This is a genomic window from Pseudodesulfovibrio sediminis (assembly GCF_020886695.1).
GTDB classification, from domain to species: domain Bacteria; phylum Desulfobacterota; class Desulfovibrionia; order Desulfovibrionales; family Desulfovibrionaceae; genus Pseudodesulfovibrio; species Pseudodesulfovibrio sediminis.
The window spans coordinates 1,446,109-1,470,111 of record NZ_AP024485.1 but is presented as its reverse complement, the minus strand read 5'-3'; the positions used below and the strand labels follow the sequence as shown (position 1 = coordinate 1,470,111).

The 24,003-nt window shown below is 50.9% G+C and carries 18 protein-coding genes; 6 read left to right on the top strand and 12 right to left on the bottom strand.

What is annotated here, in order from left to right; all coding sequences use genetic code 11:
* The first annotated feature begins 9 nt into the window (after positions 1 to 9).
* A complete protein-coding gene (hydF, locus tag SRBAKS_RS07010) occupies positions 10 to 1,215 on the top strand; it encodes a [FeFe] hydrogenase H-cluster maturation GTPase HydF (protein ID WP_229595525.1) in 1,206 nt (401 codons plus the stop codon).
* Between the two features lie 109 nt (positions 1,216 to 1,324).
* Here hydF and SRBAKS_RS07005 read toward each other — a convergent pair whose 3' ends face one another.
* From SRBAKS_RS07005 to SRBAKS_RS06960, 10 genes are all read right to left on the bottom strand, one after another.
* Positions 1,325 to 2,440 (bottom strand): tetratricopeptide repeat protein, encoded by a 1,116-nt coding sequence (locus tag SRBAKS_RS07005; protein WP_229595521.1) that lies wholly within the window; start codon positions 2,438 to 2,440, stop codon positions 1,325 to 1,327.
* An 81-nt stretch (positions 2,441 to 2,521) separates the two neighbouring features.
* Positions 2,522 to 3,211 carry an energy transducer TonB gene (locus tag SRBAKS_RS07000; RefSeq protein ID WP_229595519.1) on the bottom strand — a complete coding sequence of 230 codons (690 nt, stop codon included), beginning with the start codon at positions 3,209 to 3,211 and terminating at the stop codon, positions 2,522 to 2,524.
* Positions 3,208 to 3,621 (bottom strand): ExbD/TolR family protein, encoded by a 414-nt coding sequence (locus SRBAKS_RS06995; protein WP_229595518.1) that lies wholly within the window; start codon positions 3,619 to 3,621, stop codon positions 3,208 to 3,210. Before SRBAKS_RS06995 ends, SRBAKS_RS07000 begins: the two co-directional genes overlap by 4 nt.
* Positions 3,618 to 4,199, bottom strand: a complete 582-nt coding sequence (locus SRBAKS_RS06990; RefSeq protein ID WP_229595517.1) for a MotA/TolQ/ExbB proton channel family protein — start codon at positions 4,197 to 4,199, stop codon at positions 3,618 to 3,620. Before SRBAKS_RS06990 ends, SRBAKS_RS06995 begins: the two co-directional genes overlap by 4 nt.
* On the bottom strand, positions 4,172 to 5,629 hold the full coding sequence (locus SRBAKS_RS06985; RefSeq protein WP_229595516.1) for a DUF3450 family protein: 1,458 nt from the start codon (positions 5,627 to 5,629) through the stop codon (positions 4,172 to 4,174). The genes SRBAKS_RS06990 and SRBAKS_RS06985 overlap by 28 nt, the downstream gene beginning before the upstream one ends.
* Positions 5,629 to 6,411 carry a DUF3450 domain-containing protein gene (locus SRBAKS_RS06980; RefSeq protein WP_229595515.1) on the bottom strand — a complete coding sequence of 261 codons (783 nt, stop codon included), beginning with the start codon at positions 6,409 to 6,411 and terminating at the stop codon, positions 5,629 to 5,631. Before SRBAKS_RS06980 ends, SRBAKS_RS06985 begins: the two co-directional genes overlap by 1 nt.
* Positions 6,408 to 8,024 (bottom strand): ABC transporter ATP-binding protein, encoded by a 1,617-nt coding sequence (locus SRBAKS_RS06975; RefSeq protein WP_229595514.1) that lies wholly within the window; start codon positions 8,022 to 8,024, stop codon positions 6,408 to 6,410. Before SRBAKS_RS06975 ends, SRBAKS_RS06980 begins: the two co-directional genes overlap by 4 nt.
* Positions 8,021 to 9,049, bottom strand: coding sequence for an ABC transporter permease (locus tag SRBAKS_RS06970; RefSeq protein ID WP_229595513.1), 1,029 nt, complete (start codon positions 9,047 to 9,049; stop codon positions 8,021 to 8,023). Before SRBAKS_RS06970 ends, SRBAKS_RS06975 begins: the two co-directional genes overlap by 4 nt.
* Positions 9,042 to 10,139: a microcin C ABC transporter permease YejB gene (locus SRBAKS_RS06965; protein WP_229595512.1), complete on the bottom strand. Its 1,098-nt coding sequence runs from the start codon at positions 10,137 to 10,139 to the stop codon at positions 9,042 to 9,044. The genes SRBAKS_RS06970 and SRBAKS_RS06965 overlap by 8 nt, the downstream gene beginning before the upstream one ends.
* Positions 10,136 to 11,968, bottom strand: coding sequence for an extracellular solute-binding protein (locus tag SRBAKS_RS06960; RefSeq protein WP_229595510.1), 1,833 nt, complete (start codon positions 11,966 to 11,968; stop codon positions 10,136 to 10,138). The genes SRBAKS_RS06965 and SRBAKS_RS06960 overlap by 4 nt, the downstream gene beginning before the upstream one ends.
* Before the next feature lie 294 nt (positions 11,969 to 12,262).
* On the opposite strand from SRBAKS_RS06960, the gene SRBAKS_RS06955 reads away from it, so the two are divergent.
* The 5 genes from SRBAKS_RS06955 to SRBAKS_RS06935 all read left to right on the top strand — a co-directional run bounded on the left by SRBAKS_RS06955 (position 12,263) and on the right by SRBAKS_RS06935 (position 20,627).
* Positions 12,263 to 15,199, top strand: a complete 2,937-nt coding sequence (locus SRBAKS_RS06955; RefSeq protein ID WP_229595509.1) for a M16 family metallopeptidase — start codon at positions 12,263 to 12,265, stop codon at positions 15,197 to 15,199.
* 114 nt (positions 15,200 to 15,313) lie between these two features.
* Entirely contained in the window at positions 15,314 to 17,782 is a 2,469-nt protein-coding gene (locus tag SRBAKS_RS06950) for a TonB-dependent receptor plug domain-containing protein (RefSeq protein ID WP_229595507.1), read from the top strand.
* 9 nt (positions 17,783 to 17,791) lie between these two features.
* On the top strand, positions 17,792 to 18,679 hold the full coding sequence (locus SRBAKS_RS06945) for an ABC transporter ATP-binding protein (protein ID WP_229595505.1): 888 nt from the start codon (positions 17,792 to 17,794) through the stop codon (positions 18,677 to 18,679).
* A gap of 47 nt (positions 18,680 to 18,726) precedes the next feature.
* Entirely contained in the window at positions 18,727 to 19,398 is a 672-nt protein-coding gene (locus tag SRBAKS_RS06940) for a hypothetical protein (RefSeq protein ID WP_229595503.1), read from the top strand.
* The gene (locus tag SRBAKS_RS06935; RefSeq protein ID WP_229595501.1) at positions 19,392 to 20,627 is read left to right on the top strand and encodes a DUF4857 domain-containing protein; all 1,236 of its coding nucleotides are present in this window, start codon (positions 19,392 to 19,394) and stop codon (positions 20,625 to 20,627) included. Before SRBAKS_RS06940 ends, SRBAKS_RS06935 begins: the two co-directional genes overlap by 7 nt.
* Positions 20,628 to 21,876: 1,249 nt before the next feature.
* Here the strand turns inward: SRBAKS_RS06935 and SRBAKS_RS06930 are convergent.
* Positions 21,877 to 23,637 carry a hypothetical protein gene (locus SRBAKS_RS06930; RefSeq protein ID WP_229595499.1) on the bottom strand — a complete coding sequence of 587 codons (1,761 nt, stop codon included), beginning with the start codon at positions 23,635 to 23,637 and terminating at the stop codon, positions 21,877 to 21,879.
* Positions 23,638 to 23,718: 81 nt separating this feature from the next.
* The gene (locus SRBAKS_RS06925) at positions 23,719 to 23,934 is read right to left on the bottom strand and encodes a hypothetical protein (RefSeq protein WP_229595497.1); all 216 of its coding nucleotides are present in this window, start codon (positions 23,932 to 23,934) and stop codon (positions 23,719 to 23,721) included.
* Between the last annotated feature and the right edge of the window lie 69 nt (positions 23,935 to 24,003).

The window sequence follows — 24,003 nt, the reverse complement described above, 5'->3', positions numbered from 1 at the left end:
AGAATAAAAATGCCCAACAACACTCCTAAAGGAGACCGCATGGTCATTGCCCTCGTGGGAAGGCGTAATGTGGGAAAGTCTTCTCTCATGAACGCCTTGATCGGGCAGAACATCGCCATCGTGGCGGATTGTCCGGGCACCACGACAGACCCCGTGGCCAAGCATTATGAACTGCTCCCGCTCGGCCCGGTCACGTTCTACGATACGGCTGGACTAGATGACCCGGGCAAATTGGGAGCGTTGCGCGTGAAGGCCTCGCATCAAGTCCTTTATCGCACGGATATAGCCTTGCTCGTCGTGGGCGAGGAGGGGGTGGGCGAGCCGGAACTGGCCATTCTGGATAAGTTATGGAAGATGGAAATACCGGTCCTCGTGGTCTTCAACAAAACGGACCTTGTTCCTCCTTCGGAGGAGAGTCTCACCTACTGCCGGTCTTTGCGGTTGTCCTATCTGGAGGTGTGCGCTCTCAACGGCCGCGGGATGGCAGCACTCAAACGGAGCCTGGTGGAAGCCGCTCCCCGTGAATTCAGAGAGGAACCCGTGTTGGTGGGCGATCTTGTCTCCGAGGGGGATACGGTCTTGTGCGTCGTGCCCGTGGATCTCGGCGCACCCAAGGGAAGGCTTATCCTGCCCCAGGTTCAGGTGTTGCGGGACGTGCTGGACAACGATGCCCTGGGAATGGTCGTCAAGGAAAGGGAGCTGACCGAGGCCCTTGATCAATTGAAAAAGGACCCGGCGTTGGTGGTGACCGACTCCCAGGTGGTGTTGAAAGTGGTCGCCGATGTTCCCGAACACATCCCCTTGACCACCTTTTCCACGCTGTTCGCTCGTCTCAAGGGGGACCTGCGTATTTTTTTACAGGGAGCGAAAGCCATTGACGGCTTGAAAGACGGCGACAAGGTCCTGATGTGCGAAGCGTGTTCGCATCACTCTGTCGCAGACGATATCGGGCGAGTGAAAATCCCGCGCTGGCTCACCCTGTACACGGGAAAAAGATTGGAGTTCACCATGTACTCCGGCCATGATTTTCCGGAAGATTTTGAGGAGTTCGCCTTGGCTGTCCATTGCGGCGGTTGCATGATCAACAGGCGGGAGATGCTCCACCGCATGCGCGAATGTCATCTTCGGGGGGTTCCCATTACCAACTACGGGGTGGCTATCTCCAAGGTGCAGGGCGTTCTCGACAGGATATCCTCTGTCTTCAAGATTCATTAAGCCGCGCTTAAAGAGTCACCCAACCGGAGCGGGAGAGCTCAAGGCGAAACAGACACTGTCATGCCGGGAATACGGATGGGGAGGCGAGCATGCTATTCTTTGTGCTTTGTCAACTTGCATCAAAGGGCAGGTTACTTTGGCGAGAGCTTTCTTCCATGGCGTTGATAGCGTTGATTGCGCGTGTAGCGTGTCGCGCATGGTGCTTGAATTTTTCAGCACTTTGGAACCAATGCCGGGCTTCATCCCACTGCTTCTGTTCCCAGAAAATCATGCCGAGTAAATAGTTTGCTAGTCCTGTTTTGTCATTGAGTTGCACGGCTTGGCGCAAAGCTGCGATGGCTTCTGGGTATCGACGCTTGGCATAGAGAATCCTGCCCTTGATGAGCGAACGCTCGGGAGTTTTTTCTAGAGCCATGGCTTTGTCCAGCATATCTAGAGCCTGTTTCGTGCGTCCAGCTGTGAGATATGCTTGGGCCAGTTGATCGCAGACTTTGGGTGAAGGGGTATGTGTAAAGCTGCCCTCCAGAGCATGAGCAGCCAGGAGTGGCGCATTTATATAGAGATAGAGTTGGGAAAGCGTGCGCCGCTCCAGAGCGGTGGGCTGAGCGATGCGATAGGCTATTTCCAATGCCGCCGCCGCTTTTTTGTAGTGCTTGCGCTGCATGCGGATATTGGCCAGTAGCTTCCAGTAGGCGTGCTCAGTCGGAGAACGCCTCAGAAAGTGTATCAGGGTGCGCTCTGCTTCTGGCCAGCGTTTGAGCAGGATCAGGCTGTGGGCCGCCAGCCGCACCCAGTCTGGTTTGACGGTTTTCAGCCCCAGGAGAGGTTTTGTCACATCATATGCCTGAGCATATTTCTTTGCTTGAAAAAAACAAGTAGCTGCCTGATATCGGGTGTTGTGGGCTGGTTTTTTGGTCAACAGACAGCTTTTGAGAAAGAGCTCTCCTGCCTTGGTAAATTCCTTTTGTTCATATCGGACAACGGCCAGATTGTGTACGATTTGTCTGCATTGTGGAAAATCTGCATAGCCTCTTTCCAGAATTTGTGCTGCTTCTTGTAATTGGTTTTGCTCCATGAGCAGGGAACCGTATAGCAAAATTCCGAATGGGTGCGGCCGAGTCGAGTTTTCCATGTATCTGCTGAGGATGGTACGTGCGCATTCGGGCTGGTTGTTTTTTATGCATGAATAGGCCTTTTGCAGCTTGCTTCTGGTCTGTTCAGTCATGGGCCGTGAGAGAGCGTTGTCTCCAAATGCGAGACCAGGCAGGAGCAACAAGGCTATGATGAAAACAAGCGAACGCATGAGCTACCTCTCATTGAATTTGATGGGAACCCTTGCGGTCCACTTAACAGCGCTGCCATCTTTGGTTCCAGGTTTGAATCGCCAGCGAAGCAGGGCTTTGCGCACTGTGGCTTCAAAAAGATGCGAGTGTTCGTTTTTGATAATTTTAACAAGGGTAACATTGCCATTTTTGTCTACGTACAGTTCTGCTGTAATGGTGGTCTCTATATGTCTTCGCCGGGCTTCATGCGGATATTGTGGGCTGGGTGAAAAAAGCAATGCCGGAGTGTTGTCCAGTTCCCCAATTTTGAGAGATCCGCCCCCTGACAAGGTTGCCGGAGCGGACATGCCCAGAACGGATGCTGGAGCGGGCAGATTCATGTCTGTAGCAAGCTGCGGATTGATGGAGAATTGTGCATCCGGCAGATCGATATTGGCAGCAGGAGCCTCGGGGGTTATCTGCATGTCCTGTGTCGGTGGAGCAAAATTCTTGAGAGGCTCAGGGGGAGATTGCTCAAAAGTTTCCTGATTGTCCTGTTCCGAAGGAGGCTTTGGAGAGGGAGTGCTGGAGAGACGGATTGCGCCATGCTCAAGGGATGGGGGCGGGGCATCCTTGAGTCCGGACATGAGAAGAGGCAGCATAAACAAAAACAGGGTTACGCCGAGGGCTGCAGTGCCGGATGCCAAATGCCGTTGGATGGCTTGCAGGGTCATTGCGGTTTCCTTGCCGCGACGCTCACATTGTTGACACCAGCCTCGCGACAGGCGTCCAGTACATTGATAAGCAGACCACTTTCCGTTTTGGTATCTGCGGCTACGACAACCACGCCCTCCGGAGTCTCTGCTACAAAATTTTCCATCCATGAGCGTACCGAACGAATATCAATTGTCTTGCCGTCCAGCCACACTGTACCCGTGGAGTCTATGCCCACAACAACGCTGACATTTTCCTTGTTTTCGGCTGTATTTGCCGAGGGGCGTTGAATATCAACGCCAGATTCTTTGACAAAGCTGGTGGTGACAATGAAAAAAATGAGCAGGATGAAAACCATGTCGATAAGCGGTGTCATGTTAATGCTTGAGTCGGCATTTCGCTTTTTGCGATACGGGGAATAAGCACTCATGCCTGCGCCTCCTTATTGGTGATCATGCGTTCCATTCTGCTGAGAAAGAGTTCCATGCGCCTTCTGAGTTTGTTGGCTTTTCGATAGAGAAATCCTCCTGCCATCATGCCGGGAACGGCAACGATGAGCCCACTCTGAGTCGTTACGAGTGCCTGAGATATGCCTGAAGCAAGACCCTTGGCGTTACCTGTTCCGAACTGGGCTATGACATCAAAGGTATCAACCATGCCCGACACGGTGCCCAAAAGTCCCAGTAGGGGGGCTGTTGCTGCAAGTACCATGATGGTGGTAATACCTTTTTCCACGTAGCCTGCGTGGCGATCCACCAACACCCGCGCCAGTTCTACATCCAGTTCCTCATTACCTGATCGGGATGTGAGATACTCTTTCGACAGCGCATTTTGCCATCCTTGGGTTTCGTGGACATGGAGCATGTCGGATTTATTTTCAGCATGATTGAGTACCCATATTTCCCATGCTTTGAGAAATACGAGCCACCATAGAGCGAGGGCCAGGAATCCTATGGGCAACATGATGCTGCCACCCTGCATCAGCTGTTTGGATAACTGGTCGAACATACGTGTTCTCCTTTTTCCGACGAAATAATTCTGGCTACTAGAGTCGTTCCTTTTTCTTCCATGTCCGCGACCATGCGGTCCACTTTACGTTCAAGGAAATGGTGCATCAGGGTGAGGGGGATAGCCACGGCCAAACCAAGTTGAGTCGTGATCAATGCCTCGGAGATACCGCCGGACATCATGCGTGCATCTCCGGTTCCGAAGATAGTGATGACTTGAAAGGTGCCAATCATGCCCGTGACTGTACCAAGCAGTCCCAGGAGCGGGGCTACCGCTGCCAAAATGTTGATGGTAGGTAGAAAGCGTTCCAGTTTGGGAAGCTCCTGAAGGATGGCCTCTTGCAGTCCTTTTTCCATGCTCACCAATGTGCTGCCGGAGTGCAACACCACATGGGAAATGACTCTGCAAGTGGGGGTGTTCCCCTTGGGGCCCAGGCAGTCAGCGCATTGTTTCAAATTGCCTTTGCTCGCCCATTCCATGGCCCTGTCCATCTTGCAATCCGGGCAGGTGTGAATACTGGCCAGTCTCAGGAATCGCTCTCCCGAAAGGAGAAAACCAATCAATCCAACCAGCAGGATGGGCCAGATTAGCATGCCTCCGTTCATGAGCGTAGTCAGTATTCCGGATTGTCCATCAAAACGCTTGAAGACCTCTCCACCAGAGAAATCAATGGGAGCGTCCGTTTGTTCGCCGGAGAGGAACTGATCGGCCTTGCTTACTACATTGTCGAAATCGCCTGATACCATTTCCAAGTGGCCTCCAGCATTAGGGCGTAAAAATGCTGCATTGCCGTCCATATCCTTGAACAGGGCGCCCAAGGTTCCCAATCTGGTCACGATTCCCTGTCTCTGACTGCCATCTGGAGCCACACACCTGGATTCATGGGTTATCACTTCTCCGGATGCGACCAGCTCGTGGAACCACATGTCCGTGAGGGTCTTGATGGATTCCAGTCCTGGAAAATGGACTGAGTCAAGGAGCTGCGCAAGATTGGTCAATCTATCAGGCCGTTCTGCCGTTACCGGGCTGTTCATGGCGCGTTTTTGAAATTGCTTTGCCGAGGTGCGTACGGTGCCTTCAATGAGGCGCATAGAGTCCTGTTGGCTCTCCAGAGTCTTGTCCAACTCGTGCTTCTGTTCGACCAGCGAGTTGAATTTTTGAGTCAGAGCGTGGTAATTTTGATCGCGTCGTCTTTTTTCCGCTTTTAAGTCCAGGAGCTCCTTGGTCAGGAGGTTTTGTTCTTGTGTAATGGACTGGATCGTGACTTGGGCGTCAGCTTGGGTGGCTTCATGGAGTTCTTTGATTTCGCCTACAGTCTGTCGCCACTGGTTGCTCTCTGATGTCGTTTTTGGAGAGGGCGAGTTGGATGGGGCCGCCAGCAGAGGCGTTGTAAAGATCAGTAAGCTAAAAAGTATAAGGAACAGGCGCATTAGCGGGTCTCCTTTACTGGCAGGAATACAAAATTGGTGAATCGTTTGTGTTTGATCATGGTTTCAAGTTGTATGAGCGGTTGAACGAAGTCTGATTGAATGGTGACGTACTCTTTCGTTTGCGGATCGTATTTCCCAGCCGTGGCGCGATTGGGTGTTAAGCAATAGAGGCCGAGTCGTCCGGCGCGAAGAACCGTTACTTCCGTTTCTTCCCCGTCAAGTTGGACGCGTGTCTCGAATAGCTCTGTGCTGCGGCCGTAGGCGGTTTCGACTTCCATTGCCTCCAGCACTCGGCGCAGTTTTTCGCCGTTGGAAAGAGTGTGATCATCAAGTGTCTTGTTCAAAAATGTAATGCGTCGATTCCTTTCATCCTTAAGGAATGGGAGGTCGTTGAATACCTGCTTTGTAAATTTGTCTACCAATTCGTAGAGCAGAGGTTCCAAATCCTGCTCAAGACGCTCCAATTCTGTTTTGATCCGTTGCAGTTCTTCGATTTTTCCTTCCATGGCAGAGACGTATCTGGAGTATTTCTTTTCTTGAAAAGAAAGCCAGAGATTTTCGTTCTTGAGCTGACGTATTTCATCCAGTATTGCCGCTCGTTTGCTAACCCATTGAGCTTGTCTTTCTTGAGCATTAGTTTCTACGGTGATGGTTTGGTCCATTATCTTTTGGGCGTCAGTTTGGTTCGCGTGTGCATGGGGTGTGGCACACAGGAATACCAAAAGAGCCAAGAGCGGCATGACTGGCATTGGGCCGTTGTTTAAATAGTGTTTGTATTTCATGCAGTGTGTTCCTTTTTTGGGAGGTACTGTTCTGTCTGTGAAAGATCAGCAGCCTTCAGTAGCGCTTGAGTGTAGTGTTTTTTGGGCATCTCGAAGACTCCTTTGGTGGGGCCAGACTCCACTATTCGCCCTTCTCGCATGACCAGGACTCTGTGGCAGAATGTGCGAGTCAGGTGGAGGTCGTGAGTGATGAAGACAAAGGAAAGTCCCTTTTTTGCCTGCAGATTTCGCAATAGTTCAATAATGCGGAATTGTACGGTTCGATCCAACGATGAAGTTGGCTCATCCAGAATAATGCACTCGGGGCGGAGTATGAGGGCGCGGGCAATTGCGATGCGTTGCCGTTGTCCGCCGGAGAATTCATGAGGATAGCGGTCACGCATGTCTGGCGACAACCCTACTTCTTTCAACGCTTCATCCACTTTGTGATCCCGCTCTCTCCTGGACAGATCATAATGAGTGGACAACCCTTCGGACACGATTTGTTCCACGCTCATGCGTGGGTTCATGGAGCCGAAAGGATCCTGAAAAACAATTTGGATGCGCCTTCGAAGGAGACGAAGTTTTTCTCCGTTAAGTCTGTCGATTCGCGTATTACCCAAGTTTATCTGCCCAGTAGCGGGAACCATGCGGAGCAATGCCAGTCCAAGGGTCGTTTTACCCGAGCCTGATTCCCCCACAATGCCAAGGCACTCACCTTTGTTGAGACTGAGCGAAACCCCATCCACTGCTTTGACGTGATTTTTGGAGCGTCGCAGGAGCCCTTTTTTAATCGGGAACCAGACCTTTACATTTTCCGCGCGGAGCAGTTGTTTGTCTGAATACACATTTACGGGGCTCAGGTTGTGGTCAACATCCAGCAGCATTCGCGTGTTTTCATTGCCGGGAGAAGTAAACACCTGTTGTGTGGGTCCTTGTTCTACCAAATGGCCTTGATGCATGACGCACATGTTTTGGGCATACCGCCGTACAAGTCTGAGATCGTGGCTGATGAGGAGAGTGGCCATATTGAGCTTGTGGGTAAGAGAGGTCATCAGGTCGAGAATCTGGCGTTGGACAGTGACATCCAAGGCCGTTGTCGGTTCGTCTGCGATGAGCAATTTTGGCTTTCCTGCCAGTGCCGAGGCGATCATGACTCGTTGGCATTGTCCTCCAGACAGTTCGTGGGGATAGGCTGACATTTTTTGTCGTGGAGAATCGATGCCTACCAAGTCCAGAAGTTCCAAAGTACGATTGCGAGCTGTTTTTCCAGTCAGTCCCCTATGCAGCAGTAAAGTCTCTCCGATCTGTTTTTCTACGGTATGGAGAGGGTTGAGGCTGGGCCGTGGCTCCTGGAAGATCATTGCTGCTCCGTGTCCTCGGAGGTCGCACATTCTTTGAGGCGAAGCGTTGAAAACATCGGTTCCATTGAGACTTATGGTGCCCGACAGTACTTTGGCGTCCGGCGGGAGCAGGTTTATGACAGCACGAGCTGTTATGGATTTGCCGGAGCCGGATTCTCCAACCAGGGCCAGGGTTTCCCCCGGATTGATTCTGAAGGAAACATTGTTCACTACCGGTTGGTTACCAAAAGTGACGGTCAGGTCGTGTATGTTTAATATTGGAGTGGTCATGCAGCATTCCTGTTGGGGTCCATTGCATCGCGTGCGGCTTCGCCGATGAATACGAGTATGGTGAGGGTAAGGGACAAAATGATAAATGCGGAGAGCCCAATCCATGGAGCATGGAGATTGGCCTTGCCCTGGGCAAGAAGCTCGCCAAGGGACGGCGATCCAGGTGGCATGCCGAATCCGAGAAAATCCAGAGAGGTCAGCGTGGTGATTGCCCCGTTGAGGACGAATGGCAAAAAGGTCAGAGCTGCGACCATGGCATTGGGCAAAATGTGGCGAAACATGATGCTTCGGTCGCGTACTCCCATTGTCTGCGCTGCGCGGACATAGTCGAGCTTTCGGCCACGGAGGAATTCGGCTCGGACTACACCGACCAATGACATCCAGCTGAAGAGTAGCATGATGCCAAGCAACCACCAAAATCCTGGGCGCAGCATGTTTGAAAGGATGATAAGCAGATAAAGGACAGGGAGGCCTGACCAGATTTCCATGAACCGTTGACCGAACATGTCAATGCGACCGCCGTAATATCCCTGTACTGCACCTGCGAGTATGCCTCCAACAGTACTGAAAAGAGTGAGAACAAGCCCAAAGCAGACTGAAATACGGAACCCGTATAGTAGACGTGCAATAAGATCGCGTCCTTGATCGTCTGTGCCCAAAGGGTGTCGCAGGCTTGGTGGTGCCGGTGCCGGCACCGGGAGATCGTAATCAATGGTGCTATCCGCGAATCGAATAAGTGGCCATACAATCCAGCCGTCGGCATGAATCTTTTTCGTGATGTAGGGATCGAGGTAATCTGTCGGGGTTTCGAAGTCGCCGTCGAAAGTGGTCTCGGGGTAGTCAAAGATTACTGGTACGTAGAAGGCCTTCTGATAGCGGACCAGAAGTGGCTTGTCGTTGGCTATGATATTCGCGCCAAACGACAGTATGAGTAAGGCGGTGAAGATGATCAGTGACCACCATCCTCGACGGTTATTACGAAAAGAACGGAGCCGACGTATGGTGAGAGGGGAGAATCTAGCCATGTAGTGCTTCCTGATGGTCGAAGTCGATTCTGGGGTCGACGAATGTATATGTCAGATCACTCAGAATCTTGGTGAACAGCCCCATAAGAGTGAAAATATACAGTGTGCCAAACATGACCGGGTAGTCTCGTTGCATGGCGGCTTCAAAGCCCAGAAGCCCTAGGCCATTGAGAGAAAAGATGACTTCAACCAAAAGTGATCCTGTAAAAAACATGTGGATGAACGCGGAGGGAAAGCCGGAGATCACTATGAGCATGGCATTGCGGAATACGTGACCGTAGAGGACTTTTTTCTCGGTCAAGCCTTTGGCTCGGGCTGCTACTACATACAGTTTGCCAATCTCGTCCAAAAAAGAATTTTTGGTGAGCATGGTCAAAGTGGCGAATCCGCCGATGACCATGGCCGTGATAGGAAGAGCCATATGCCTGAAGTAATCTGTTATTTTCCCCAAGAAGGAGAGTGTTTCAAAATTTGGCGATACCAGGCCGCGCAGGGGGAACCATTTGAGATAATTCCCACCGGCAAACAACATGATGAGCAGAATGGCGAAGAGAAAGACCGGGATGGCGTTGCCCACCACCACGGCAATCCCAGTCGCTGCGTCGAAACGAGAGCCATGGCGTATGGCCTTGCGAATGCCCAGAGGGATGGAGATCAGATAAATGACCAGCGTGCTCCATATACCGAGAGACATGGACACGGGCAGGCTGTCCTGAAGCAACCCCACGACAGAGCGTCCCTTGAAAAAGCTATTGCCGAAGTCGAATGTTGCGTATTCCTTCAACATGATGGTGAACCGTTCCCAGATGGGCTTGTCAAAACCGTAAAGTTTTTTAATTTCACGCAGGAGTTCCGGGGAGATGTTGTGTGAAGAGGAGAGGACTCCTTCATCAAGAGCGGGGTTTGCGTTGACTTCGGAACTTTGGCCCGTAATACGCTCCATGACCATGTCGCCTTCACCTGATAGTTTGGCTATGAATTGATCAACTGGTCCACCTGGAGCGGCTTGAATGATGAAAAAATTGAGAGCCATGATACCGAGTAGGGTTGGAATCATATAGCTGAGTCGTTGCAGCAGATAGGTGGTCATCGGCCTGCATCCCCAGATCGGTATGCGCTGTTTTGGATGCGCTGATCTTTGGTCGGATCAACCCACCAACTGAAGATATCAACTCCACGTTTGGGGCGTGTTTGGGGAATGCCGAATTTATCCCAGTACGCGAGTCTGTCCACAGGGGAGTACCATCCGGGGATCACATAATAGTTCCAGAGCAAAGCGCGATCCAGAGCGTGGGTGGCTGTGAGCAGTTCCAGCTTGTTTTGTGCGCCAATGAGTTTGTTTATAAGGTCATCAACTGCCGGGCTGGATACTCCGGCCCAGTTACGTGATCCGGGGGTGTTTGCTGATGTCGAGGCCCAGTAGTTGCGTTGTTCATTGCCGGGATGGTCAGACTGAGGGATTGTTGCATAAATCATATCATAGTCATGGTCACGGGTGCGCCGAATATATCTGGTCGTGTCTGCCATGGTGATATCCATGGTGATCCCCAGTCGTTTGAGATTGTGCCGAAACGGCAGCGCTACACGTTCCAGGCTGCCTGAACGCAGAAGGAGTTCAAAAGTGAACGGGGTACCGGACGCATTACTCAGGACGCCATCCTTGAGTTGCCAACCAGCCTTTTTCAACAGGGAGAGTGCCTTTTGAAGACGAGTGCGAATTCGACCGGTTCCATTACTCTTGGGAGTGACGAATGCGGAAGTAAAAAGTTCCGGAGGAAGGTGTGTTTTCCATGGCAAGAGTAGCGCTGCTTCCTGTTCTGTGGGAAGGCCGGTGGAGGCGAGTTCTGAATTGGAAAAGAAACTGTTGCAACGTGTGTATTGCCCGTAGAATAGGGTCTTGTTGGTCCATTCGAAATCAAAAACCAGAGCCAGAGCCTGCCGGACATGACGGTCGGCAAACAGGGGCCGGTCCGTATTAAAGTAGAAACCGGGCATGCCTGCGTTTCGGGAGTGCTTGAGCTCAAGGCGGTTGATGAGTCCTTGGTTGAAGGCTGGGCCAGTATAATCGTGTACCCAGTTTTTTGCCGTATTTTCCACGATGAAGTCGAATTCTCCAGCGCGAAAAGCTTCACCTGCAACGGTGCGATCCCGGTAGTAATTGTAGATGACCGAGTCGAAGTTATATCGTCCTTTGCTGATTGTGAGGTCTTTTCCCCACCACTTTTTCACGCGCTCAAGTTCAACGGTATAGCCTGTCCGGAAACTTTTTATTCTGTATGGACCACATCCCAAGGGCGGCTCGAGTGACGCTTTGGTGAAATCACGATCTTTCCACCAGTGGGCAGGGAGGACCGGCAATTGTCCTACAATCACAGGTAGTTCGCGGTTGTTCTTCTCTTTAAAGACGAATTTTACGGCAAGCGGATTGACTTTCTCAATGTGGTCAACGGCCTTGTAGTACTGTTTGTATCGAGGGGTGCCCTCGGTCATCAGAGTGTTGAACGTAAACACCAGATCATCGGCGGAAACCGGATGGCCATCGTAAAAACATGCCTTGGGGTTGATATGAAAGATAATCCACCCGTTATCTTTGGCTATTTCAAACTTTTCAGCCACATACGGATATTGAACGAACGGATTGTCGCGGGATGCTGCCGTTAACGTACCGGTGGTCAAAGACACACCGGCAGCCTGCACGCCATATGGAATATACGGATTGAAGCTGTCAAAACTTCCTGAAGCGGACAGCCGGAGAGACCCCCCTTTGAGGGCATTCGGGTCGGCGTATGCAAAATGTGAGGGTATTTGAAACTGTCGCGGCAGGGTGTCTATAAACAGAACCTGCTGGGAGCCTGCGAAAGCTGGGGTACAGTAGAGAAGCCAACCAAGGCAGAATAGAATGTGTCTGAGTGTTGTCATTTGTTTCGTGTGTTTGATGTTTATTGGGTCGTTAAGTCGAGGCACATTATTGAAAATGAAAATCAGTGTCAAGATATTGAGTGAGAGTTTTTTTTATAAAATATAAAGGAGCTCCTAGTATAATACTTAATTACTATAGCAGGTAATGAGTGTTTTCCTGTTGAAAATGAAAATCGTTATTGACAGAGAGAGGGGAGCGTTGCTAGGTACTTTTGACGATTTTCAGATTGTTTCCCAATTTAGTAGGATAACTGTCTCCACCCTGCTCAATTTATTCGAGTACAGACGAGGTTAATGATGTATTCAGTATGTAAAAAACGTTTGATTTTTTCCAGGACGATGCAGTCCCAGTTTGTTCTGTGGGTGATGTTGTGTGCACTTGTAACCATGACTTGCAGTTCTCCCGCATTTGCCCGAGGAACCGTACCCCCTGAAGCATGGTGGTTGGATGGCTCCTGGCCGCATGAACATAGTTCACTGCGTCCCAACCCTGATGCCGTGTTCGGGCGTCTTGAGAACGGTTTTCGGTATGTGTTGCTCCGTCATGGGGCTCCCAAAGGAAGGGCGGCGCTGTATCTGGATATGCAGGTCGGGTCTCTCATGGAGACGGACGCCCAGGCCGGAATTGCCCACTACATGGAGCATATGGTGTTTAACGGCTCCCGACATTTTCCTCCGGGAGAGCTGATAAAATATTTTCAGTCCGTGGGGATGAGGTTCGGCTCCGATGCCAATGCGCACACCTCAACGCAGGAAACCGTATACAAATTGCAAGTACCAACTTCGGATGCTGACGTTCTGCATCAAGGACTGGTGGTTCTGAGTGATTTCCTGGGTGGAGCAAGTATTTCCGAGCAGGAGGTCTCCAATGAGCGTGGGGTGATTTTGGAGGAAAAAATCGCACGCGATACAGAACGCTTTCGCGCTTCCCTACGGAGGTTGAATTTTCTTTTACCAGGTACCCGTTTTGTGAATCCGACCATTGGTGTTGAGTCGGTGATCAAAGGTGCGAACGCCAAGTTGCTGCGGGGTTTTTATGACAGCTGGTACCGTCCGGAATTAGCTGTTTTGGTGGTTGTCGGTGATTTTGACGTGCAAGCGCTCGAAGCCGAGGTAAAAGCTGTTTTCTCTTCGGCAAAGGCTCGTGGTGTTCGCCCGGAAGTACCTGCCTGGGGAGATGCTTCTCTCAAAGGCGTGCATTTCTATTATGACCGTAGGCCGGATGCTTCGGGCATGGTCTCGGTCGAAGCCTTGCATCCTCGCAAATATGAGCATGATTCGTTGGCTGTGCAACGTACCTTGATTAAAGGGCAGCTTGCCGTGCGCATGCTTCAGGCTCGGCTTATGACACTCGTTGACCGTGAAGGCTCTCCTTGCATCAAGGCTATGAGTCGCATCGGGAGAACTTTCAGCCTCTTTGACAATGCTCGAATCATTGCCATCCCACGTGAAGGTCAATGGAAACAGGCGGTTCATTTGGTGGAAAATGAATTACGCCGTGCCCTTGATCATGGCTTCACCTCGGTTGAGTTGCAGCGGGCCAAGAAATTTTACGGCAATTATTTCAAACAGTCTCTCAAGAAGGAGACCGCACGTGACAGTGCTGACATTGCCCAAGAAATTGTGGCCTGCCTCAATCAGGACAGGGTCTATCAATCTCCGAGTCAGACCTATGAGTTGTTCTTGCCTATGCTGTCCGAACTGACCCTCAATGAAGTCAATGCGACTTTTCGTGATGCATGGGATTCCGGTAATCGAATGGTAGGACTGTCCGGTGTGGAGTTGGACGCCAAGGTTGAACCCGAAGCGGAGTTATCAGCCGTGTGGACAGCTGCTTCCAAAGATCCGGTTGTCGCGTGGAAAGCTGAAGATGAAGTCTCGTTTCCCTATCTCAAAGTCCCCTCTTATTCAGGGCAGTCAGTTGAGCGGTTTGAGGAAATAAGCTTGACTAAGCCGTATTGTTATCAGCGGACAGAGTTTTCTAACGGATTCTCGTTATTCATGAAAAACACTTCTGTTGAAAAGGATAAAGTGTTCCTCAATCTCAGTTTCGGCCGTGGGACTGCGCTCATGAGCGACAAGGAGCAGGCTTTGGCTCGATTTGTTCTCAAAGTGCTTCGGAATAGTGGTGTCGGCAGGTTGACTTCGTTGCAGCAGTCCCAGGTGTTGGCTGGAAGGAGTATTGATTTCTCCTGGAAGGCTCAGTCCATGGGCCTGGGTCTCTATGTCTCCTGTTTGCGAAGTGACCTTGATATGGCATTTCATCTTTTGCGAACTGCATTGCTGAACCCTGTGGTGCGGCAGAATCAGTATGACGCTGCATTGACTCAGGTCAAAAACGATAATTCTCAGCAGGCCAACACAAGTTCCGGGGTGCTGTCCATGAAGGGGAAGCGATTTTTGGCTGAAGGAGCAGGGCATTTTGCTGACCTTGATTATGCGGAGGTTGAGACGTTCTCCCTGAAAGATGTGCGGAATTATATCAGTAGTGCCTTTAGGCAAGGCCCTCTCTTTCTGTGCGCGGTCGGTGATTTTGAGCCCGATGTCATGGAAAATTTGGCTGGCCGATTCTTTGGCACATTGCCTGAATGGAAGGCGGCAGATGGTGATCCTGTGAAGTTGCACTTTCCTGTTGGGCAAAGTGAGACCGCTCATATTAAACATGAGTCGTCTCAAGCTGGTGTGTTGCTGGCTGTTCCGGTGCCGTATATCGATTCCGGTGAGAACGTTTCGGGGGGACATGCTGTATACGTTGAACAAGTGAAGCTTCGTCTTTTGCGACGGGTTTTGGCTGATCGACTGCGGGTGAATCTTCGAGAGCGGTTAGGTGTCTCCTATTCGCCTAGAGCGATATTGAAGAATTCTGTTCTCTACAAAGGGTATGGCTATTTGGGGGTTCAAGTGGAGACCGAGGTTGGTAACACAGAGGTTGTGGAGAAAGAAATTCGGAAAATCATGAAGGATCTGACCGATTCCGGTGTTACTGCTGAAGAGCTGAATCGTGTCGTAAGGCAGTCTTTGGCTTTGCAGAAGAAGGTGGTGAATCGGTTAGGGTACTGGAATTCTTTACTCTACACCACGGCGCGTGTTCATCCGGATGGCTTTGAGCGTGCAGCCTCTGCGGCCAGAATTATTGAATCTGTAAGCGCGCAGGATATGACTGTTCTGGCTCGTAAATACCTGATGTTGGATAATGCTGCACTCTTTACAGTTTTGCCTTCGGATTTATAGAACCGACTAAAACAAGAATTAAAAGGATGGCTTAGGCCATCTTTTTTTAAAATATTGAAATGATAATGACTTTCGTTTTCGCTGGCGTGTGAGACGAAAGTCTAGGAGGGACTCATGGTTAAAGTTCGAAATACAAGATGGGGTGTTTTTTTGTTGGGGTGGGCTATTGTGGCACTCTTACTGTCCGGTCCTGCTCATGCTGTGGATGCTTTGGATGATTTGAAAGACAAAGAGAAGAAAACGAAAATTGATGAAGATAAGGTGCTTCATCTGGAAGAAGTGGAGGTGGAGGCAGACAAAAACCAGAATGGTAAGGCTGAACTCAGTCAGCAAGAGTTGGAGCGAATGCCCAACTCTTCTGGTAGCATTACGGAAGCTCTCAAGGGAATGCCCAATGTACAGTTTGATGATGCATCCAGGTCTTCCATGAGTGGTGGCAGCATCGTGCCTCCGAAAATATCTATTTCGGGTGGTAAATATTATGAGAATAATTTCAGTATAGACGGGATTTCCAATAACAACCGTATCGATCCGTCGGGAATCGATGATGTTGGTTCGAATACCACTTTGGGTGGGGAGGCTGAGAATTCTTTTTTGAATACGGATTTATTGGATTCAATTACGGTCTACAGCAGTAATGTTCCCGCCAAGTATGGAAACTTTGTTGGTGGCGTCGTGGATGCGAAAACCCGCAAACCTGCTGATGTCTTTGGTGGTAAGGTCTCATGGATGCACACCCGTGACACCTGGGCAAATCATCGTCCTGCTGACAGGGAAAAATTTGAAGATTCCTCATCTGACAGCAATGGTAATCCAAAATTCACCAAGAACCTTGTCTCCTCTTATATCGATATACCATTGAACCATAAAGCGGGTGTGATGCTTTCCTACGACATTACAAATTCTGTTATTCCACTAAGGTATATGGAGGGTTTGAAGGATCAGTACAAAACCAATCAAACCATTTTTGGGAAATTGGCGGTTGATATTGATTCCAAAAACAGCCTGGATTTCAGTGTGACCCTGTCAGAGTATGAGGCTCAGAAGTTTGTTAATGAAATGAAGGATTCTGGATATGACATTGTCAATCCCTCCAAAAAAATCGCTTTGCTTTATGAACACGAAGCCAAGGAGGGCACCTATACCCTGACAGCCGCCTTTGCTGAGACTGAATTGGAACGAGAGAGTGAAGCAAGCGAAACGTTTAACTGGACAAAAGGGGGCGGAACAACTTCGACGCAGTGGGGTTCCAGTGCCACGACGGCAAAGGAAGGAGGGTTTGGCGATTCATATCGGCGTGAACGGGACCTGAGCTTTCTGATGGATTACGAGTCCGTGCCGGTCGCTTCTGGTCCGTTGACCCATGTTTTCAGTTTGGGGACTTCCTATGAATACGTGGGAGGGCGGTATGAGAGGCTGGACGATGTTTCATCGTATTTTAGTTCCAAGACCTCTAGTAATGTCCAGGACAATGGGGAAGGGGGGATAATTGCCAACGAGCAATACGCGTCCAGAAAGAGTTCCTCCGCCAGTCAAATCCGATCAGCACACTATCATTCCCTTGGTTATTATCTTCAGGATGAGTTGAATTGGGGGCGGGTGACTTTCCGGCCGGGGGCACGAGTTGATTATGATGATTTGATGGAGAATATCAATGTGGCACCGCGTTTTGCCGCTGAATATGACGTGCTGGGCGATAGCGGGTTGGTGTTCACTGCTGGTATGAATCGATACTATGGTACCAACTTGCTTGGGTACGCCCTGAGGTCGACTGTACCTCTTCGTTACTACAGTCGAACAATTGATGCCGGTGGCAATTTGAGCAGTTGGGCCGAGTACAATTCTTCGCATACCGATTATTCTTTGGATGGCTTGAATACGCCGTATTCTGACGAAGTCGCCGTCGGTGTGAGTACGGAATTCCTGGGAGTGGATGCTTCTTTGAATTATGTAAAACGCCAGGCACGCAATCAGTTTGCGACACAATCCCAGAAAATAGGGTCAGAATACTTCAAAACTCTGACCAATGACGGTGAAACCAAGTATTGGGGCTATACTCTTCTTTTGGAGAAAACAGTCGATAACCACCACTTCTCACTTGGGGCCACATATTCCGATCAGCAAACCAACTTCAGCGATTATAGCGACGAGAAAAATGACGGGTCTTCATCGACCATTAATTATGACAAAGTCTATTACAACGGTAAGCTTATAGATCGAAGTGAACTCCCCGCCGCAAACTATAATCGGCCTTGGGTCGGAACTTTTATCTATGAAGGGACTTTTTTCGATAAGTTGAAATTTACGAGTGTAACCCGCTATCAAAGTGAAATGGACACAATTTCCGTCAAGGGAACTGAGACCGTTGGGGGAGAGAAATATTACAAGTACGAAGATTCAACTCTCAGTGAATCCATCATTTGGGATTGGAAGATTGTCTACGAAGTGTTCGCCCATAACTCCCAGGCCATGCAGCTGGATTTTGTCGTGGATAACGTTTTTGACGAGACTGCGGTCATCGACAGTGACGGTAATCGATGCGCAGGACGACAGCTTTGGGTTGGTTCTACATATACCTTCTAGAGGATAGCGATGAGACAGATGATAACATGCCGCGACCTACGGCATAGCTATGGCGACAAGGTCGTGCTGGATGGTCTGAGTTTTGATATTGAACAGGGCGGCATTTTTGGTTTGTTGGGAAAAAATGGCGCAGGCAAAACCACGACAATCAATATTCTAATGGGGTTCCTTCAACCCTTGTCCGGCGAATGCCGTGTGCTGGGATTGCCCAGCCACGGCATCAGCCCGGAAGTCCGCCAGAACATTGGGTTGTTACATGAGCAATTTATCCAATACGACTTCATGGGTATCAATGAGATCGAGCGATTTCATTCCCGTTTTTATCCCAAATGGGAGCGGGATGTTTTTTATGATCTCGTGAGTCGACTTGATGTGCCGCATGACCGGCGAATCTCTCGCATGTCATGTGGACAACGCTCACAAGTCGTACTCGGCCTCATCATGGCGCAAAAGCCGGCTTTGATGATTCTGGACGACTACTCCATGGGGCTGGATGTTGGGTATCGCCGTCTCTTTTTGGATTTTTTGCAGGAATACGTGCGAGAGCAAGGGACAACCGTGCTGTTAACCTCCCATGTAGTGCAGGATCTGGATAAGATTATTGATAGAATGATCATTATTCAGCATGGCAGGGTCCTCGTGGAAGGACATAAAGAGACTTTCCTGGAGTCATTCCGACAGTTTCGTTTACCTGCGTCTGTGCCACTGGACAAACTGAGTGTTGAAGGACCTGTGGTCGCTTTGGAGCAGGGGCGCTCATCAGTCAGTGTCTTCGGGTATTGTGTCAAGACAGAGATGGATTCATACCTGTCGTCTTTGGGCATCCCGGTGCAGGGACTGGAAGAGGTTTTCATGGATTTTGAAGATGCGTTTATCGGTATTACTGGTAAATATTGACCTTTAGGATAATCAGGCCGAAAGGCGATATTCAAGCGAGAAATACAATGTACACTGCATTGGCATACAAGGAGTGGCTGAAGTTGCGCCGTGTCTTTTGGGTTCCACTCATCGTGGTGCTAGGGGCTTTGGCTTCAATTTTCATTTCGTTCAGGCACGTCAATGAGATCATTGGGCCGACCATGCTCTGGATCGACGTGGCTGTTGCGGACAAGATTTTTTATAACGATCTGAGATATGTGCCGGTGTTTGCGGCGATGTGGTTTGCTTTGTTTCAGTTTATCCCGGAATGTTCGGGGAAACGATTGCGGCTTTTGTTTCATCTGCCGGTTCCAAGGCGGAGAGCTCTGTACTTTATGGTGGGCATCGGTCTGGCCTGCACTGGGGTCGTGTGTGTGATTGGCGCCATTGGACTTGCTTTGATCGTTGGTCATTATATGCCGTTTCAGGCTGTGCGATGTGTGGTGTTTACCTGTGCGCCGTGGTTCATGGCTGGTTTTCCTGCCTACTTGGGTACTGTGTTGGTGATTATGGATCCAGCATGGCCCCACAAGTTCATGCATGGCTTTGTCTCCATCCTGTTCGTGCAAGAGCTCATATCTTCGGCCTCACAGGGGGCGTTCGAATACAGTCTGATCTACTATGCACTGGCCTGTCTTTTATGGATACTGCCCATTGAAGTTTCGGCATATCGTTTCAAACAGGGGGTGTCATGGTAAGTGTGGCCCGGTTTTCCGCAGTCTTGGTTATTGTTCTGGGGCTGTCCATGACCCTGCCTGGTCTTTTTATAAAGGCCACAAGTGTGAAGGTCCGTCCTCCAGGTATCTACTACAGTCCACTGTTGGAACGGTTCGTGATGCAACAAGGCAAACAACATAGGGATGAGTATGGAAATATACTCAGCGCGCGCGAATTTCGGCGTTCCCTGCCGTTTCTGTATCGTGCTGATTTGGTAAAATGGGGGGAGTTCCCGTCCCGTGTGGGCAGAGTGAAGGTTGATCCAAGTATAGCAGCTCGTGAGTTACAGTTTGTACGCATCTCTCCTCGCGATATAAACGCGCCCAAATTTGAGATGTATATGATGCTGGAGTCCAGCCCGGAAGGGGCACATCTTGAGTATCCATCAGATATGTTTTTGCTGAAGGACGGCATTGAGTTTTATGGATGTGCAGACAATTCTCTTGATAAGGCGAAGTCAGAGCTGTTCACAGCAGCCATGTTGGAATCAGGATTCGTATTTCCTGCACGCATTGCCGGAGGAAACCCGGATGCACGAAAACCTTTTGATTGGGGATATTTTTTACTGGATAGTACGAACACACTCTTTCATTTGATGATGGTCAAGGGACAGCCTCTGTGCGTGAACACCGGGAAACAATTCCAGGCACCTGTTCGCCATATTACAGTGGTTGAACACCCCCGAAAGGAGTTTTATGCAGTTGTGGTCACAGCCACAAACATGTTTTTGATCTCCTGTGATGACTATGAGTTAATTGACTTACCTCTGTTGGACTATAATCCTGATGTCGATTCGGTGATGCTGTTAGCTACTCTTACTCATAGGGTTGTGCAGCAGCGAACGCAAAATCAGGTGTTGCTCACTGCTTTGGATGGGAATTGGGATCCTGTGAGCCAATTTGGTCAAATGATTGATCTATCTCCTTTGGCAATGCGTGAGCGTCTGGCTGCTTTACTTTTTCCTTTTGAATTGGAATCAACTAGTCGATTTAGCAAGTTCAAGCCATTTCATTTCAAGGTGGTTTCATCTCATCCTATGTGGACGTTGAGCGGTATATTCCTGTGCCTTGTGACATACTGGTTGTTTGTGCGGAAACGTTTCAGGGGGAACCCCACCGTTTGGGAGTTGGCAATTCTTTCGGTCATGGGGGTGTACGGGCTTATAGCTCTTGTCGCCGTGGGCAGAGTAAAACCCCTGTGCAGAACGTAAGGATCAGTGGTTAAGGCTGACAGTGCTAGGCACTTCTTTGAGCTGATTCTCTCGACGGTGTGCATCCAGGGATGGTTTGTTCTCTCCCATTACGTAGGGCATGAAGAAGTCGAGGTCCGCATGGCAGCAGGTCGCTGGAGATGATGACACGGCTTTGCGATTATTCAGTACACTTCCTTGAACGAAACGATCTGAAGATGCTCTACAACCTGCAAAAATGGCATTCAAGAGGCCGAGGGTTCGATTTCCCTCAGCTTCACCACAAGAAAAACAAGGATTTCAAGTGTATACTTGGAATCCTTTTTTCGTGTCTGAAGAGCTGTTTTTGAGAATATGTCCGCTATGTGTTCCTTTTTTTCGAAGCCATAGCTTTTGGGTCTTCATACTGAGCGGCTAGGTTGTCCTGAATGACGTTTTATCTTGCCGCTTCGAGGTAGGAATACCGAGCCGCCATCAGTGCTTGGTGGAGGTTTTCCGCTACGGGTGCGATGTCAGGAGAGGCGAGGGCTTCGAGGAAATTCGTCATTACGGTTAGTTAATGTAGTTATAGTTTATATTGTTCTAAATTCCCGTGTGAAGTATCATACTATTAAGATTGTCGTAATATCCTAAAGGTTTTAATAATGGTAATACTTTGAATTGTGGGGTAATTGTTTTTACAACTGGCTTTAATTGTTGAGTAAACCCTAAAGTGCGTTTTGGGGGAAATAATATGGCTGATGAAAAGGGCGTTGATCAGGAACAACAAGAACTCGATGAGATGACGGTGTTGCAGGAGGCCGATAATCGAGATTTTTCGGCTGAAGAGCAGGCTGGTGTTGAAGCTGTTGAGGGGCAATCCCTCGATGCGTCTGATATTGCCGGGACCTTACTTGCTGAGCCTAGAAGGCAAAGGGGTGCCGCTACGGACAGAAGCATTGTTTCCGGACAAGATGAATCTGATTTGGATACAAATGCTCGATTGGGCTCACCGCAGAGCGAAGAAAAAGATTCTAGTAGCCAAGTGGGAGCAGTCTATGATGTGGAGACTGTGCCTTTGTCTGGAATTTCTGTCAGTGCTGGCGATATAGCCCCAACTGAAAGAGTCGGTGCTGCTAATGCATCCTCTAGAGTTACTAGACGAGCCGAGGGTCGAGCAAATCAGCAGGATGAGAATTCCCAAGAATTAGCTTCCGATATTTCTGCTACTCCGGCTTCAGAATCTGGGCAAAGTCTAGCTGATACTGGTACGGCAACAGAGTCAGTATTGTTACAGCAGAGCGATCTTGCTTCTGAAGGAATTCAAACGCCCTCCTTTGAAGAGGGCGTAACCGCGCCAGCGGTCGAGCCTGAACCGACACCCGAGCCCGAGCCTGAACCGACACCCGAGCCCGAGCCTGAACCGACACCCGAGCCCGAGCCTGAACCGACACCCGAGCCCGAGCCTGAACCGACACCCGAGCCCGAGCCTGAACCGACACCCGAGCCCGAGCCTGAACCGACACCCGAGCCCGAGCCTGAACCGACACCCGAGCCCGAGCCTGAACCGACACCCGAGCCCGAGCCTGAACCGACACCCGAGCCCGAGCCTGAACCGACACCCGAGCCCGAGCCTGAACCGACACCCGAGCCCGAGCCTGAACCGACACCCGAGCCCGAGCCTGAACCGACACCCGAGCCCGAGCCTGAACCGACACCCGAGCCCGAGCCTGAACCGACACCCGAGCCCGAGCCTGAACCGACACCCGAGCCCGAGCCTGAACCGACACCCGAGCCCGAGCCTGAACCGACACCCGAGCCCGAGCCTGAACCGACACCCGAGCCCGAGCCTGAACCGACACCCGAGCCCGAGCCTGAACCGACACCCGAGCCCGAGCCTGAACCGACACCCGAGCCCGAGCCTGAACCGACACCCGAGCCCGAGCCTGAACCGACACCCGAGCCCGAGCCTGAACCGACACCCGAGCCCGAGCCTGAACCGACACCCGAGCCCGAGCCTGAACCGACACCCGAGCCCGAGCCTGAACCGACACCCGAGCCCGAGCCTGAACCGACACCCGAGCCCGAGCCTGAACCGACACCCGAGCCCGAGCCTGAACCGACACCCGAGCCCGAGCCTGAACCGACACCCGAGCCCGAGCCTGAACCGACACCCGAGCCCGAGCCTGAACCGACACCCGAGCCCGAGCCTGAACCGACACCCGAGCCCGAGCCTGAACCGACACCCGAGCCCGAGCCTGAACCGACACCCGAGCCCGAGCCTGAACCGACACCCGAGCCCGAGCCTGAACCGACACCCGAGCCCGAGCCTGAACCGACACCCGAGCCCGAGCCTGAACCGACACCCGAGCCCGAGCCTGAACCGACACCCGAGCCCGAGCCTGAACCGACACCCGAGCCCGAGCCTGAACCGACACCCGAGCCCGAGCCTGAACCGACACCCGAGCCCGAGCCTGAACCGACACCCGAGCCCGAGCCTGAACCGACACCCGAGCCCGAGCCTGAACCGACACCCGAGCCTGAACCGGGAACTGGTGATGGTGACGGAAAGCCCGGCAATCGTTTTGGACAGGTAGAGGAAGGCCCTGACTCCGGTAAAGCTGGCGATCAGGATTCCGATGATGTTTCCGAAACTGGCGATCAGGGTCAGGAGCATGGGGGCGATGGAGCCAACATGGGGCTTGGTAATGGCGTTGATGATGCACCTTCCGGGGTTACCGAAGACCATCCGCATTATGATGAGCGGACTGAAGGGGCAGATAACTCTGAGGAGATAGAAGGCGGCAATAAGGGCCAGGGAAGTGATGGTGATGAGGATTCCGGTGGTCGCGGCGATGGCGGCGGAAAGCCCGGCAATCGTTTTGGACAGGTAGAGGAAGGTCCCGATTCCGGCAAAGCTGGTGATCAGGGTTCCGGTGATATTTCCGATACTGGCGGTCAAGGGCAGGGATATGGGGGCGATGGAGCCAACATGGGGCTTGGCAATGGCATTGACGACGCGCCTCCAGGAGTTACCGAAGATCAACCTCATTACGATGAGCGGACGGTCGATGGTGGAGACGCTCTTGAAACGGATTTCTTCCTTTTCGACGTAGAAGAGGGGGCGGCTCCTTCAGGAGGATGGACGGAAGCCACGGAAGGTGGTGATGATGTCCCCGGTGGAGACTTCATAAGTGAAAATGGATGGGCTGAAACCGTTGAATCCGAACCCGATTCCAGTGGTGGCAAAGGTCAGGGAAAGGGTAAAGGGAAGGATGAAGATGATGGCGACCATGGCGATGATGGTCTCGAAGCGTTTGATAACGATGTCGAAGACTTTTCCGATCAAAGCGATTGGTAGGATTACATTGGAATTGCGTCTGCTAATGTGAAGTAGACGTTCTTCAATAAGTCGTTT